The following is a 14,495-nucleotide window of genomic DNA, read 5'->3' on the forward strand; positions in this document are numbered from 1 at the left end:
CTGAATTGGTGGCCTTAACCTGCCATTAACATGTGCCTTTTACGCAAAGGCTTGCATGATAACCAGCCATTAACGAAATGCCTGAAAATAACGGTGTTTTGAGGATTATATTGGGCAGGACACAATTTTGAAAAGCGCCTTGCGTTTTATTTTTTTGTATCCTACATACCTTTTGAAAACTAAAATCCGGTTAACTATGAACCAACTGCTACTCAACCAGCAGGATTACATCGCCGATCGTTTTATGATCGCGGAATCCTGGGTACAGGAAACCAGTAAAATCGCACTGTATAAAGTGCATTCCTGGCAAAGGGCCTGTGCATTACCACCGCAGCAAGCGCACCACCAAAAAGAGATCAGGGAGCTGATCAATGAAGCGTTCTTTTCATTTGTTCCTCCCGGCTTCGTATTAAGCGAAGAAGGCTTTTATTTTACCGAAACCGCCAATTAAACCTTAAGAAACTTCCATCCATGTATGATCGGCCAATAGCTTCACAGGAGCTATTGGCCTAAGGAATGGGCCGGCTCCACCGCCCCATTCCTTAGGACTGATCATGGAAATGGTGTAACTCCCGTCCTTCTTTTCATACAGGTAATACACCTGCCCGATAACGGGTTGAAAACTCAGTTTCGCCCCGTAAATCATCATCGACAATTCCTTTCTTTTCTGTATTTCCTGTGCCTGCAAGGCCAGCAATTCGATCTGCTTCCTGATTTGTTCCAGCTGCATATTGGTCTGTTCCTCCATGGCGGTTAACGCCTTGTGGCGGATCATCCCTTCTTCCGTGGGCCTGATCACCGCTCCGGAAACGGATGCTGAATAAGGCAGTACATTCATTTGTTTATGGTAATACTCCACATTGGTGAAGACTTCCACTCCCAGGTGTTTGCGGGTGACGCGCAGGTAACCGTTCGGCATAATTTCGTGCCGTATTTCAACAACGGGATTTTCGTTTTTATAAAAGATCGTTTCGAAGGTAATACCATCAGGGAAGCGCGCTGAAATTTCATCCGCCATGGCATTGTCTGCCGTGGGATAACGTGTTCCATCCGCGGGAACAGTATAGGTTGAAGCGAACGATTGGTTTTCCAATGTTACCCAGCTCATGTTCACCACGATGCTAGGGGTGTCCGTTTCTTGTCCATTGCTGATGCGGTAGGTCCCTGATTTCGGGCGTTCGCCTTTTTCATAAACACCTTTTTCGGGGAACAATTGCCAGCTTGCGAGGAAGTTATATGCCTGGATCATGGCGCAAAACTAGGAAGGATTCGGGATTGGCCGCTGCTTATTTCATGGAAAACAGCATTTAATAAAGCATCCTTCCTTTTTGTATAATCACATTACAAAATAGTGCTCTTTCTCTTCAACAACAGGCATTTCAGGCTCATGCGGATCTTCTGCTTTTTCAAATTGACAGAGTTGCAGCAGGTTCTTTTCAATACTCCTTGCGATGGTGGTAACCGGGGTGTCCGTGGGTTTGTTTTCAAATGGATCCTGGAGGTGGATGGCCATTTTCTCTATGAGCAGAAAGCAGGCGGATATGGCTACTACCAGCGGCACTTCAAACAAGCCGAAATATTCGATCACCCCGAAAGGCAGCAGGCAGATGAACAGCATCAGCGCGAGATGAATGTACAGGCTGTAAGTACTGGGGAACACGGTATTCTTGATGCGTTCGCATTTGCCCATGGCATCGCAGAGCCGTGAAAGCGTCTGGTCTATTTCCACCTGCTGGTAACGGTTGATCCAGCCTTCTTCCAGGGCGAGGGCGAGGTCGCGCCCCTGAAGTTCCAGGAGGGCGGTGGGCACATTGTCAACTTCCCGGATGAATTCGATGTCTCTTTTGGTGAGGTGCTTTTCCAATCCCCTGGCCGAAGGCTGGTCGCGCAGGTGTTGACCCAGACTGTAGTTCCAGGCAATCTGCCTGCGCACCACGCGCTCACGGAATCGCGCCACTTCATCGGCCTCATATTGGGCGCGTGTATAATTCATAATCTGACGGGCCAGGGTCCTGGAATCGTTCACGATGGCGCCCCAGATGTGCCGGGCCTCCCACCACCTGTCGTAGGCCTGGTTGCTCCGGAAACCCAGCAGGAGGGAGATCACCGTGCCCAGGATGGTGGGTACGGCGATGGGAATGGAGATTCTTGTGAAATGGTAAGTATCATATACGATCGCGATCAGCGAGGCATACAGGAGTATCACCAGCAGTTCGTACCTTATTTTTCCGAAAGTGTATCTGAACGGTATGTTTTTCTTCAATAGCATATTTCCTCGGTTTTACTTCTTTGCCCCGGCATGGCTCAGTTCTTTACAAACGACAGCGCCGGCTCAATGGCTTTCTGAATGGTATAGGTCACTTCTTTTTTCCTCGGTTCCAGCGCTGTAAGTACAGGGATACCGGCTTTTTTGAAGAATGTGGTTGGATTGATGCTGCGTTCGTGCACTTTCCGGTATTGGTAATAGTCCGGACAAACGATCATATCGATCTCGTTGGCATCCAGGAAATTGCGGAAAAGGGATACGGTATCGCCCTGCATAAAACGGAACTGAATGCGGTGGATGCTGCGGGGATATTGGTCCTTCAATTGTTTGCAGGCGTTCCTGAACTCATCCGTTACCAGGTCGTGATAGGGCTGTCTTTTCGCGGATCCAACCAGGTCGGAAACGAAAAAAGGCAGTTCGAAGGCATGGAAAAGTATAATGTCTAACTTCTGCCCATCCAGCGTTTTAATGGCTTGTTCCACCATTTTGAGGGAAGCGGTCGTGAAGTCGGTAGGTACTAAAATATGTCTCATTTGCCATTTTTTTATTACCACAAATCTGATGTTGCAACATTAGAATGGCTTAAATGAATGGTTAGAGATGGATTATAATGAGATTAGAATGAGATTAGAAATGTTTAAATACAGGGGAGGGAAATACGGACGGTGGTGCCTATTTTTTCCTGCGACTGCACATGAAGTTTCCCTTTGTGGATGCGGATGATGTTGTTGGCGAGGGGCAGTCCGATGCCATAGCCTTCGTAGTTGCCGGTATTAGAGGCGCGGAAGAAAGGGTCGTAAATATGCTTGAGTTCCGCGGAAGGGATGCCGATGCCGCTATCGGCCACGGTCACATGGATGAAGCCGTCTTCCACTTCCATTTTAACGGACACCTTGCGGTTGCCGGAATATTTACAGGCGTTCATGACGATATTGCCAATGGCGATCCTGAGTAGACTGTAACTGCCCTGCGTGGTGATTTCGTTTTCATCCGTGGGGAGTTGACCCATGTAGATGTGTACCTTATTGGCCGGATCTATCGCGTCCACATGTTCTTTCACATCGAACAGCAATTGGTCCACACGGATGGTTTCCCAATGTTGTTTTTTCCCGTCGAACCCGGATTGTGCGAGCGCGAGCAGGCCGCGGGTCAGTTGTTGCAGTTTCTCCGCTTCGGAAACGATGGTGGTAAGGCTCTGTCGGTAGGCTTCCGCGTTCCGGTCTTTTGAAAGGGCGTAATCAGCTTCTCCGATAATGGTGGTAAGGGGTGTACGGAATTCGTGGGACGCGTTGCTGATGAAATTATTTTGTGTTTCGAAGGCCGTTTGCAACCGGTCCAGCATTTGGTTGAAGGTTTGGGTGAGTTCCGCGATTTCGTCGGTATTACCGGTCTCGGGTAAACGAAGGTGAAGGTTGCCCACGCTGATTTCTTTGAAGCGCGCCGTAATGTCGCGGACAGGTTGAAACGTGCGTCTTGAAAAGAAGAGACCTACGGTGAAAATAAAGATGACGGAAGAAATGAAAGTTACGATCAGGATATCGCGCAGGTGCTCCAGGCTCTCGTTCACGTAGTTGTTGGTCGCGGATTTGATCACCAGGTAGTCGCCCGTTTCATCCCGGTAGAATATCCCGGCGAAATGGCGGAGTTTCAACTGGTGGTAAACCGTTCCCCCCTTTGCTTTGATGATGTTCCGCATGTACGACATGGGAAGCGGGTTGTCTTTAGCCGGTTGCGGCTGGCCCGTTTCCCTGTTAACTTTTACGATAAAGGCTTTTTCTTCGGGCAGTGTTTCCAGGTATTGCTTTTGAATGGTACGGAACGCTTCCGTGGATACCTGGTCCTGTTCAAAACGGAATTTGGCGGAAATACGGGCGCGCAATTCCAGTCTTTTATAAAAATCGTTGTAAGCGTATTTGTTGGAGAAATAATAAATGGCCATGCTGAGTATGAATACAACAGTGGCGGTAAGCAGGGTGAACAGTATGGCAGTTTTCGTTTGTATCTGCATGATATCATGCTTTCATCATATAACCCATTCCGATGACGGTATGAATGAGTTTATGATCGCTTTCCTTGTCTATCTTTTTACGGAGGTAATTTACATAAACATCCACAACATTGGTACCCATATTAAAATCAATGCTCCAGACGTGTTCGAGTATTTCGATGCGGGATAGTACGCGGTTCCTGTTGCGCATAAAGTATTCGAGTAGTCTGAACTCCGTTGAGGTGAGGGCGATGAAATTGCCGTTCCGGGTAACGGATTTAGCGCCCATATCCAGTGTAAGGTCGGCTACCTGCAATACATTGGATTCCTGCACCGCAAGGTGTTTGCGTCTTGTAAGGGATTTGATCCTGGCCTCCAGTTCGGCGAATTTGAAGGGTTTTACGAGATAGTCGTCGCCACCGGCATCCAGGCCGGCCACGATATTTTCGGTGGTACCCAACGCGGTGAGGAACAGGATGGGTGTATGCACCTGGTCTTCGCGCAGTCTTTTGCATACTTCCATGCCACTGATGCCGGGCAGCATAATGTCCAGGATAATCACATCAAATTCGTACTGGGAAGCGAGTGTCAGCCCCATTTTGCCGTCGGGCGCCACGGTGATGCCGTATCCTGCTTCGGTAAGTCCGCGGTTGATCAGGCTGGCTACGTTTGGTTCATCTTCTACCAGTAGAACTTTCATACATCTGATGTTGAATGTTGAATGATGAATTTTGAATGATGCGGAAAGCGTTTATGGTTTGCAAAACAAAGACGCGGTTGATTATTCAGGCGAATGACCGGCCCATGCTTTAAACCACCCTAAAAAAATAGTATCAATGGCGGAACAGTTTTCAAGAAGCTACCACCCTTATAAACAACTTTGGATTTTGAATTGCAGCAACTACAATCCAAAATCCAAAATTAAACGTTCAAAAATATGCTTTCTAAGCTACTGCCTTGTTCACCAGTGCGGCCGCTTCGCTCAGCAAAATGGCGCTCTGTACTTTCAGTCCGCTTTCTTCAATCAGTTTCTTTGCTTCCTCGGCGTTCGTGCCCTGTAAACGAACGATGATGGGCACTTCAATGTTCCCGATGGATTTGTACGCGTCGATCACACCTTGTGCAACACGGTCGCAACGAACGATACCACCGAATATGTTGATGAGGATAGCTTTTACTTTAGGATCTTTCAGGATGATGCGGAAACCGGCCTCAACGGTGGTGGCGTTTGCGGTACCGCCTACGTCGAGGAAGTTCGCGGGTTCACCGCCGCTCAGTTTGATCATATCCATGGTGGCCATGGCCAGTCCGGCGCCGTTCACCATACAGCCTACGTTACCATCCAGTTTAACGAAGTTCAGGTTAAATTTACCTGCTTCCACTTCCGTAGGATCTTCTTCGGAAATATCACGGAGCGCTTCCAGGTCGGAATGGCGCATCAGCGCGTTATCGTCCAGTCCCATCTTACAATCCACCGCGATGATTTTTTCATCGGATGTTTTGAAGAGCGGGTTGATTTCGAGCATGGCGCAATCCAGTCCAACATAAGCGTTGTATAGGTTGGTCACGAATTTTACACAGTTTTTGAAGGCCTCACCCGAAAGACCGAGGTTGAAGGCGATCTTTCTTGCCTGGAAGGGCAGGAGTCCACCACCGGGGTGTACCCATTCCTTGAATATTTTATCGGGCGTATTGTGGGCCACTTCTTCAATGTCCATACCGCCTTCGGTGCTGTACATGATCACGTTCTGCCCGTTGCCGCGGTCCATGAGAATAGAGAGGTAGAATTCTTTAACAGGGTTTGCACCGGGATAATAAACATCCTGCGCAACCAGTATTTTGTTCACCACTTTACCGGCTTCTCCGGTTTGGATGGTCACCAGCGTGCCACCAAGCAGGTTACCGGCAATGTCTTTCACATCCTGCGCGCTTTTGGCAACTGCCACGCCACGTTGTTCCGTACCACGGATTTTTCCCTTACCACGACCACCCGCATGGATCTGTGCTTTTACCACGGCAAAGTTGTTTCCAAACTGAACTTTCAATTGTTTGTAGGCTTCTTCTGCTTTTTCGGGTGTATCCACCGGTATTCCTTCCTGAACAGGAACATTGTACTTCTTCAGGAGCTCCTTGGCTTGATATTCGTGTAGGTTCATTTCCAAAAAATTTATGCGAAAATAGGGAAAAATGTAAAGCGGTTGCTTTTATCTCACCAGCAGCAGCCAGCCACTCAGCACAGGCATTCCCGGACGCAGGGTGATGACGTAATAATAAGTACCCGCAGGCAAAGGATTGCCATTCATCCGGCCATCCCAGGGTGTACTGTATTGCCGGGAGGAGAATACCTTTTGCCCGTAACGGTTGAATACTTCAATGTTTGCACCCGTATAATTTTGCAGTTGTTCAATCACCCAACGGTCATTTACCCCGTCACCATTCGGTGAAAAACTATTGGGTACAATGGGTTTATTCAACACACGGATGAATACTTCATCGGAAGCTGCGCCACACCCGGAAACAGAATTTACGTCCAGTTTGTAAGTCAGGTTCCGTGGCGGGAATACAGCTGCTTCCACCTGTGCATCATCTACAATAAATGTTGCGGGCACCCACCGTACGATGATGCCTGCTCCTGAAACTTTGGCGCGGATTCGCGCTGTATCCCCTTCCAGTATGGTGAGGTCGGGACCAGCATCGGCGGTAGGAGATTGGTTCACGTGTATGGCCACGGTATCCGAATCCACGCATCCGAATGAATTGGTAACGGTAAGATAATATTGGGTGGAGTCGCGCGGGGAAACAGAAAAAACCGGAGATGCAGGAAGCTGATCGCCTGCGGAACTGGCCCATACAAAGGTGCCGTTGCCCGTTCCCGTGAGTGTGGCGGAACTTCCCGCGCAAATGGTTTGGTCGTTCCCGGCGAAAGGCGCTGGGCCCGGCCTTATCTGCACGGTGGTGGAGGTGGTGGCTTCACAACCTTTATCTGATATTGCTTTTAAAGTATAAGTACCGGATTGACTGAATGCGCCGGTAAACAATGGGTTTTGTTCCGATGAACTGAAGCCGCCCGGGCCGGTCCAGGCCCATGTGCTTCCTCCTGATGCCTGCAGTTGCCATGGTTTTCCGTTGCACAATGGCGTGCTTACCTGGATGGATGGAACAGGGGTGGGATGAATATTTATGGTGATGGGGGCTGAAGCTACCCTGCATTTACTTAATCCCGCATTCGGCCTTTCGGCTGCGCTTATCCGGTACAGGTACAATCCGGGTAAAGTAGGCTGCACTGTAGTGGTTACATTTTCCTGACCTGCTATGTCGGTCCATGTTTTCCCGGAATCGGTACTTTCCTGCCATTGCCATACGGGGTCAGTGAAACCGCCGGAGTTCCCATTGAGTTCCAGCGGGCGTGGCGCTTCAGCACAAAGATCAATGACAGCCGAAGCCGCTCCCGTTACGGAAGTACTGATCTGCGGTCCGCAGGGGCGGAAGCTGATATCGTCGAGGGCAACATCGTTTCCGCAGCCGCCGGGCGCGTTATTGGTCATTCTAACCACGAGGTCGGTAACGCCTGCCGGGGTGGTGAAGTAGAAGCCATATTGTTTCCATTGCACCACTGGTGTTTCGGGAATGGAACCGGTACTGTAGTTGCCCAGTACCTGGCCGGTATTGGTTTCGATCCTGAACGTGATATTGGGGTCGGTGCCGTTCCCGCCACAACTGGAAGCAAGCAGAAGCGTGGCTACCCAGGCCGAGAATTCATACGTGGTGCCGCCACATAAACCTGAAACGGGATACACGAAAAAATCATCGGGGGTTACCGAAGCGTTCACCACCATCATGTTGCCATTCACATCACCGGGCGTGTGGTCTTCGTTCAGGTTGTGCCAGGAGTTGCCAAAACAGTTGAATAACGTTGAAGTAATGGTGTAAAGTCCATCGTTCGGACAGGAAGCCTGTTGGTATGACTGATAAGTATACGTGGTTACGCCTGCCGCAAGCGGCGCGGGTGTTCCTTTTCCAAAATCAATGAATACCACGGGATCGCCCAGGCTCCCGTTGCAAAGTTGTGCCCGTGTATGGGCGGAAATCAACAGGAGCAGGCACAGCAGGGCAAAGCAAAAATATCTTCTCATGAGCATAACATGGCGGCATTGAAAATACGCCTTTCCTTAATATCTTCCTGATAATCCTGAAAACGTATCTTTGCCCCCATTTACAGCAATCATGGAAAATACCGGAATGAAAGCCAGGTTACAGGACGCAATAGCATACATCAGGACCCAATCTTCAGTTACACCCGTTGCCGGCATCGTGCTCGGAAGCGGATTGGGCAATTTTACCGCGAATATGGAGATCGAAGTGGAAATCCCTTATGGCGATATTCCCAACTTTCCGGTATCCACCGTGGAAGGGCACAAAGGAAGAATGATCCTCGGTAAACTGGACGGTAAACCCATTGTGGTAATGGCCGGAAGGTTTCATTTTTATGAAGGGTACAGTGTGGAAGAAGTGGTGTTCCCCATCCGTGTATTAAAAATGATGGGCATTCAAACACTTTTTATTTCCAATGCAGCAGGTGGCGTTCATCCCGATTTTGAAGTGGGTGACCTCATGATCATCAACGACCATATCAGTTTCTTTACCCCGAATCCGCTCGTGGGACCCAATGATCCTGAAATGGGCCCCCGTTTCCCGGATATGAGCGAACCTTACAACAAGGAACTGATCGCGAAAGCGAAAGCAATCGGGGCGGAACTGAACATCCGCCTGCACGAAGGCGTGTACACCGGGGTTACCGGCCCAACTTTCGAGACCAGGGCCGAATACAGGCTGATTCAACTGGTAGGTGGCCATGCCGTAGGCATGAGTACCGTGCAGGAAGTGATTACAGCAGTGCACATGGGACTGAAGGTGTTCGCGATCAGCGTGATCACCGACCTTGGTATCCGGGAGGAAGACAATGTGATCACCCATGAGGAAGTGCTGGCAGCGGCCAAAGCAGCCGAACCCAAACTCACCGCGCTGTTCCGCGGACTGATTGCCCGGGGATGACCGGTTTAACGCAACGCTAACGCCGCATCCCAATCTAGTTATTACATTTGCTTTCTTTCATAGCGCATGGTACAGAAAATAGCCGGTTTCCTGATCTTACTCTTCTTACTGATCTGCTCCGACGGATTCGGGCAAAGAAACCCGCTTAGTGGCGTGAGCAGCCGGCTCGGGGGACTGGGCAACATGAGCGCCGGAGGAGGAGGGGATTCCCTGCTGAAAAGAACCTACAGGGAAGACTCCATCACCATTACCTTCAGGTACCTCGATTCCACCAGGTTGTATTTCATGGATACTTCGGTGAACGATTTCACCAAAAGATACCCCATTCCCGCCAACCATCTTTTCCTCGGAAACCTGGGCAGCGCTACCCGTTCCCTCACCTTTAACCCTTTCCTGAAACCAGGGTTCGATGCGGGTATGCACGCCTTCGATGTATACAAATTCACCGTGGAAGAAACGAAGTTCTACAATACCACGCGCCCCTTCACGGAACTGGGCTATGTGATCGGCAGCAAAACGGAGCAGTCCATTTCTATTCTTCACACGCAGAACATCATGCCCAACTGGAACTTCGCGTTGCAATACCGGATGTTCAGCGCACCAGGCTTCTTCCAGTACCAGAATACCAGTCACAACAACTACCGGTTCAACAGCTTGTATCAGTCGAAAGACAAACGTTACTCCAATTATTTCGTCATCCTGAGCAACCAGTTGAAGGCCGGGGAAAACGGTGGCGTCAGCAAAACGATTGATTACCTCAATAACCCGCTTTACTCCAACAGGTTTACTGTTCCGGTGCGGCTCGGTGGGGAAGAGGTGGGTACCGCAAGTTTGTTCAGCAGTACCGTAAATACCGGTAATATCTACAACAACACCGGTGTGTATTTGCGCCAGATGTACGATTGGGGGAAGAAAGATTCCTTACAGATCAACGATTCCACCACCATCAAATTGTATTATCCCAAATTCAGGGTGCAGCATACTTTTCACCTGAATACGTCCAAATACCAGTACCGCGACTTTGAAGCCAGTTTCGATTCCGCCCGCCTCTTCTACCAGGATATGTACCAACTGGCCTCCGTTCCCGATACCATCAGCATCGGCGATCAGTTCAGGGATATCCGGAACGAAATCTCACTGATCCAGTTCCCGGACTCCAAAAACCAGCAGCAGTTTTTACGAGTGGGGGCCATGTTGCAGAACGTGAACGCGCAGCTCCGCTCCGTAAAACTTGGTTTCTATAACATAATTCTCCTCGGAGAATACCGGAACAAAACAAAGAACCAGAAATGGGACCTGGAAGCCAATGGGCAACTCTATGCAACAGGCTTCAACGCGGGCGATTACCAGGCCCATGCCAGGTTGAAAAGATTCCTTGGTAAGAAAATCGGTAACCTGGAACTCGGTTTCCAGAACGTGAATCGCTCGCCCTCTTTCATTTTTGATCCCAGAAGCAGTTTCAACTTTACAGGATCAGGTGGATTCAACAAAGAAAACATCTCCCATGCCTACGGTAAAATAGAAGTGCCCGCCTTGCAATTGGAACTTGGGGGTAACCTGTACCTGGTTGGCAACTATATGTACTTTTCTAACCCCTATACGCCAGCCCAGCATTCGCAGGTATTCAATGTGCTGAAGATCACCGCGGATAAAAAGTTTAAAGTAGGCAAACATTGGAACTGGTACAACCATATTACCGTTCAGCAAAAGGCCGGAGATGCACCCCTCAATATGCCATTGGTATTCACAAGACAGCGCTTCGCTTTCGAAGGACTGTTCTTTAAATTCATGAACCTCAGTACCGGACTCGAACTCAGGTACCATACGCCTTTCAAAACCGATGGCTATTCACCCATGCTGGGCCAGTTTTATTACCAGGACACCACCACGGTGAACAATCTTCCCGATATCGCGGCATTCTTCCATTTCAGAATCAGGACCTTCAACGCATTTGTAAGAATGGAAAACCTGAACGCAGCCACCTTAAACCCCACGTTTGGGTTCACCAATAACAATACGCCCGTGCCTACTTATGTTGCACCAGGATTACTCATCCGCGTGGGCATATTCTGGGGATTCGTAAATTAAAAGGGGTTTAACAAAAAAAAACAGGGGCTTTCAGAAAGATTGATACCTTTGTACCGGTGAAAAAACTCATTGTAGCCATATCAGCCATTTTCTACCTCGCCATCAGCAGCGGACTGGTGTTCAGTCTGCATTACTGCATGGGCAAACTGGCCGGCGTTGAGTTCAAACCCATGGCTTATGCTTCCAAGACCTGCGTATGTGGTTCAGGAGAAGAAGAAAGCGATTGCTGCAAAACCGAACTGAAAGTGGTGAAGCTGGAACAGGACCAGAAAAATACTCCTTTCCAGACTTTTGATTTCTCTCCCCTTGAAGCAGAAATCTCCTTCTTTTTCCACCTCTCTTCCGAAAGACCATTCACGGAACCGCAAGGCAATACATTGTTTTGCAACGGTCCACCTGAACAGCAACAGGATAAACCCATCTACCTCCGCAATAACGTTTTCAGGCTATAGACAGGATTGTTTCGTTCCCCGGCAGCATCGCTGAAACCGGTTATACCCATTTGTACATGGGTGATCATTATCAATTATTCCACACGTCATCAACGAACAATCATGAAACGTTTATTTATAACATTGGCAGTTATCGCCATTTCCTTCTCTTCTTTCGCCCAGGAATCAGCCACCACAACTTTTAAAGTATGGGGAAACTGCGGCATGTGCAAACAAACCATTGAAAAAGCAGCCAAAACTGAAGGCGTTTCCGCGGCCACCTGGAACGTGGAAACAAAAATGCTGGAACTCACTTACCAGCCCGGGAAAACAACACCGGAAAAGGTACAGCAGAAAATCGCTGCCACAGGTTACGATACTGAAAAAGTAACCGGCGACAACAAAGCTTACGATAAACTGCACGGCTGCTGCAAGTATGAAAGAAAAGCCGGCGAAGTAAGTAAGGAAAAATGCTGCGAAACAAATGAATGTTGCAAAGATGCTACCTGCTGCAAAGAAGGAAAATGTTCCGGCAAATGCGACAAAGGGGAGAAAGGCGCTGAGGCATGCTGCGCAACAGCCGGATCATGCTGCAAAAAAGGTACTTCCGCCAACTAGTTCAATCCCGGTATTTATTACAATAACAGCCCCATCGGGGTTAAAATATAATATATGAAAAAACTACTTTCCATATTTATGCTTTCCATAGTATGTATGGCCGTAAAGGCCCAGGTACAGGAAGGCTCCGTGCAGGCGAGCGGACTCACCTGCGCCATGTGCTCCAACGCGGTTAACAAGGCGTTGGAAGCATTGCCATTTGTTGAATCCGTTGAAACCGACCTGAACGCTTCCGCCTTCGCCATGAAGTTTAAAAAAGATGCGGAGGTGAGTTTCGATGCCATTAAGAACGCCGTTGAAGATGCGGGATTCTCCGTTGCCGGTCTGAAAATTAAAGCCAGTTTTCAACCCGTTCAGATAGAAAAAGACGCGCATATCCAATTGGGTAAGCTTAACCTTCATTTCCTTGATGTACCCAAACAGGAACTGAAAGGCGCACAATGGGTGAACGTGGTAGACAAGAATTTTGTGACCGCAAAAGAATACAAGAAGTTCAGCAAAAGCACTGCCATGGCCTGTTACGAAACAGGTGTCATGGAAAGCTGCTGCAAGAACGGCGAAGCGAAACAACGGATTTATCACGTAACACTTTAATGCACCCGGTGGTGCCGCTGTAGCGGTCGGCGCCACCGGTTCCCGAAACTTACTATGAAACGAATACTCATCGCTTTCTGCCTGCTGGCGACCATGCAGGGGAAGGCTCAGGAATTATATGTTTTTTCAGAACCGGCTTCCAACATGCCGGCCCGCTCCCTTGCCGTTAAGTATGGCGGAAAACTCGTGGAATCGAAGCACACCAACAGGAAAGAAACAAGGCACAATGCGGAACTGCAACTGGGGTTCAATAAAAACCTGATGGTGCACGCCAGCACGGGTTTCTCCGATATGTATTCCACCAATATGCGTTGGGAGTCGGCCAGGCTTTACGCCAAGTACAGGTTCTTTTCTTCCGATGCGGTCCATAAACATTTCCGGATGGCTGCATTTGTTGAAGGAAGCAAAAGCAGGAACGAACTGCATTACGATGAGCTGAGTCTGGAAGGGGATCAGAGCGGTGTACAAACCGGTGTGATCTTCACGCAACTCTGGCACAAGCTGGCGGTGTCTTCCACCATCGGTTACCTGCAGGTGTTGCAGGAAAGCAACAAAATCTATCCGCAGCAATATCCTTTGCAGGCAGCGAATTATAGTTTGTCGGCCGGATACCTCTTGTTTCCCCGGACCTACAAAAGTTACAAGCAGACTAACTTTAACCTCTACGCGGAACTGCTCGGGCAGCAAACCCTGGATAAGCGCAGGTTCTTCGTGGATTTCGCCCCGGCCATACAATTCATTTTTAATTCTACCACGAAATTGAATGCCGGGCACCGCTTTCAACTGAATGGTAACATGAACAGGATGGCCAACCAGAGCTGGATGTTAAGTATGGAGCATACTTTCCTGAATGCTTTAAAGAAAAAGAAAAACACCGCTTTATGATCTTGCACATCAAAAATATGGTATGTAACCGCTGTAAAATGGTGGTGAAGCAGGAGCTTGAAAAGCTAGGGCTGCGGCCCGTTTCAGTAGAACTGGGGGTAGTGGAATTTGACCGCGCCCCCGGTCCGGCTGAGATGAGCAACATAAAAGATATGCTTGAATCTCTTGGCTTTGAACTGATCGGCGATAAGAACGCCCTGCTGATTGAGCAGATCAAAGCATTACTGATCCAGTTGGTGAATACGCCCGAACAATTGGAAAAAGAAAATCTCTCTTCCATACTCGCCCGGCATTTTCACAAAGACTACTCCGGCCTCAGTAAATTCTTTTCTTCCGTGGAAGGCATCAGCATCGAACAATATTTCATTCTCCAAAAAGTGGAGAAGGTGAAGGAACTGCTGGTGTATGGCGAAAAGACCACCTCCGAAATAGCCTGGGAATTGGGGTACAGCAGCGTAGCGCACCTGAGCCGGCAATTCAAAAAAATAACGGGCATCACACCGGGCGCTTTCCGTAGTATGCGCCATCCCAACCGGAAATCCATCGACCAGTTGTAAAAGAATTTGCAAAATCC

15 protein-coding genes are annotated in these 14,495 nt (G+C 48.9%); 8 read left to right on the forward strand and 7 right to left on the reverse strand.

The features are described 5' to 3' along the window. Positions 1-196 precede the first annotated feature (196 nt). A complete protein-coding gene (locus M4J38_RS00300; RefSeq protein WP_251757528.1) occupies positions 197-451 on the forward strand; it encodes a hypothetical protein in 255 nt (84 codons plus the stop codon). A 3-nt stretch (positions 452-454) separates the two neighbouring features. Here the strand turns inward: M4J38_RS00300 and M4J38_RS00305 are convergent, their stop codons facing one another. The 7 genes from M4J38_RS00305 to M4J38_RS00335 form a co-directional block, all read right to left on the reverse strand. Further along, a complete protein-coding gene (locus M4J38_RS00305) occupies positions 455-1,249 on the reverse strand; it encodes a DUF2452 domain-containing protein (protein ID WP_251757529.1) in 795 nt (264 codons plus the stop codon). A gap of 87 nt (positions 1,250-1,336) precedes the next feature. Then, positions 1,337-2,269, reverse strand: a complete 933-nt coding sequence (locus M4J38_RS00310; protein ID WP_251757530.1) for a bestrophin family protein — start codon at positions 2,267-2,269, stop codon at positions 1,337-1,339. 35 nt (positions 2,270-2,304) lie between these two features. Then, positions 2,305-2,799 carry a universal stress protein gene (locus M4J38_RS00315; protein WP_251757531.1) on the reverse strand — a complete coding sequence of 165 codons (495 nt, stop codon included), beginning with the start codon at positions 2,797-2,799 and terminating at the stop codon, positions 2,305-2,307. Between the two features lie 104 nt (positions 2,800-2,903). Continuing rightward, on the reverse strand, positions 2,904-4,274 hold the full coding sequence (locus tag M4J38_RS00320) for a HAMP domain-containing sensor histidine kinase (protein ID WP_251757532.1): 1,371 nt from the start codon (positions 4,272-4,274) through the stop codon (positions 2,904-2,906). A gap of 4 nt (positions 4,275-4,278) precedes the next feature. Further along, positions 4,279-4,953, reverse strand: coding sequence for a response regulator transcription factor (locus tag M4J38_RS00325; RefSeq protein WP_251757533.1), 675 nt, complete (start codon positions 4,951-4,953; stop codon positions 4,279-4,281). A gap of 244 nt (positions 4,954-5,197) precedes the next feature. Then, entirely contained in the window at positions 5,198-6,409 is a 1,212-nt protein-coding gene (gene sucC, locus M4J38_RS00330) for an ADP-forming succinate--CoA ligase subunit beta (protein ID WP_251757534.1), read from the reverse strand. Positions 6,410-6,457: 48 nt separating this feature from the next. Beyond that, positions 6,458-8,386, reverse strand: a complete 1,929-nt coding sequence (locus M4J38_RS00335) for a gliding motility-associated C-terminal domain-containing protein (RefSeq protein WP_251757535.1) — start codon at positions 8,384-8,386, stop codon at positions 6,458-6,460. 106 nt (positions 8,387-8,492) lie between these two features. Here M4J38_RS00335 and M4J38_RS00340 point away from each other — a divergent pair, with 106 nt between their 5' ends. From M4J38_RS00340 to M4J38_RS00370, 7 genes are all read left to right on the forward strand, one after another. Then, positions 8,493-9,305, forward strand: a complete 813-nt coding sequence (locus M4J38_RS00340) for a purine-nucleoside phosphorylase (RefSeq protein ID WP_251757536.1) — start codon at positions 8,493-8,495, stop codon at positions 9,303-9,305. Positions 9,306-9,371: 66 nt separating this feature from the next. Further along, the gene (locus tag M4J38_RS00345; RefSeq protein WP_251757537.1) at positions 9,372-11,393 is read left to right on the forward strand and encodes a putative porin; all 2,022 of its coding nucleotides are present in this window, start codon (positions 9,372-9,374) and stop codon (positions 11,391-11,393) included. A gap of 56 nt (positions 11,394-11,449) precedes the next feature. Beyond that, complete coding sequence (locus M4J38_RS00350; protein ID WP_251757538.1) at positions 11,450-11,845, forward strand: hypothetical protein; 396 nt, start codon at positions 11,450-11,452, stop codon at positions 11,843-11,845. A 102-nt stretch (positions 11,846-11,947) separates the two neighbouring features. Continuing rightward, positions 11,948-12,442, forward strand: coding sequence for a heavy-metal-associated domain-containing protein (locus M4J38_RS00355; RefSeq protein ID WP_251757539.1), 495 nt, complete (start codon positions 11,948-11,950; stop codon positions 12,440-12,442). 54 nt (positions 12,443-12,496) lie between these two features. Further along, entirely contained in the window at positions 12,497-13,036 is a 540-nt protein-coding gene (locus tag M4J38_RS00360; RefSeq protein WP_251757540.1) for a heavy-metal-associated domain-containing protein, read from the forward strand. A 54-nt stretch (positions 13,037-13,090) separates the two neighbouring features. Then, a complete protein-coding gene (locus tag M4J38_RS00365) occupies positions 13,091-13,921 on the forward strand; it encodes a hypothetical protein (RefSeq protein ID WP_251757541.1) in 831 nt (276 codons plus the stop codon). Further along, complete coding sequence (locus M4J38_RS00370; RefSeq protein WP_251757542.1) at positions 13,918-14,478, forward strand: AraC family transcriptional regulator; 561 nt, start codon at positions 13,918-13,920, stop codon at positions 14,476-14,478. Before M4J38_RS00365 ends, M4J38_RS00370 begins: the two co-directional genes overlap by 4 nt. Positions 14,479-14,495 lie beyond the last annotated feature (17 nt).

Source organism: Parasegetibacter sp. NRK P23, from assembly GCF_023721715.1.
GTDB lineage: Bacteria > Bacteroidota > Bacteroidia > Chitinophagales > Chitinophagaceae > Parasegetibacter.

Coding starts and splice junctions, on each gene's coding strand:
- M4J38_RS00305 (WP_251757529.1), bottom strand. CDS start 1,249: ATGATCCAGGCATATAACTTCCTCGCAAGCTGGCAATTGTTCCCCGAA.
- M4J38_RS00345 (WP_251757537.1), top strand. CDS start 9,372: ATGGTACAGAAAATAGCCGGTTTCCTGATCTTACTCTTCTTACTGATC.
- M4J38_RS00335 (WP_251757535.1), bottom strand. CDS start 8,386: ATGAGAAGATATTTTTGCTTTGCCCTGCTGTGCCTGCTCCTGTTGATT.
- M4J38_RS00325 (WP_251757533.1), bottom strand. CDS start 4,953: ATGAAAGTTCTACTGGTAGAAGATGAACCAAACGTAGCCAGCCTGATC.
- M4J38_RS00310 (WP_251757530.1), bottom strand. CDS start 2,269: ATGCTATTGAAGAAAAACATACCGTTCAGATACACTTTCGGAAAAATA.
- M4J38_RS00300 (WP_251757528.1), top strand. CDS start 197: ATGAACCAACTGCTACTCAACCAGCAGGATTACATCGCCGATCGTTTT.
- M4J38_RS00315 (WP_251757531.1), bottom strand. CDS start 2,799: ATGAGACATATTTTAGTACCTACCGACTTCACGACCGCTTCCCTCAAA.
- M4J38_RS00320 (WP_251757532.1), bottom strand. CDS start 4,274: ATGCAGATACAAACGAAAACTGCCATACTGTTCACCCTGCTTACCGCC.
- M4J38_RS00370 (WP_251757542.1), top strand. CDS start 13,918: ATGATCTTGCACATCAAAAATATGGTATGTAACCGCTGTAAAATGGTG.
- M4J38_RS00340 (WP_251757536.1), top strand. CDS start 8,493: ATGAAAGCCAGGTTACAGGACGCAATAGCATACATCAGGACCCAATCT.
- sucC (WP_251757534.1), bottom strand. CDS start 6,409: ATGAACCTACACGAATATCAAGCCAAGGAGCTCCTGAAGAAGTACAAT.
- M4J38_RS00360 (WP_251757540.1), top strand. CDS start 12,497: ATGAAAAAACTACTTTCCATATTTATGCTTTCCATAGTATGTATGGCC.
- M4J38_RS00355 (WP_251757539.1), top strand. CDS start 11,948: ATGAAACGTTTATTTATAACATTGGCAGTTATCGCCATTTCCTTCTCT.
- M4J38_RS00365 (WP_251757541.1), top strand. CDS start 13,091: ATGAAACGAATACTCATCGCTTTCTGCCTGCTGGCGACCATGCAGGGG.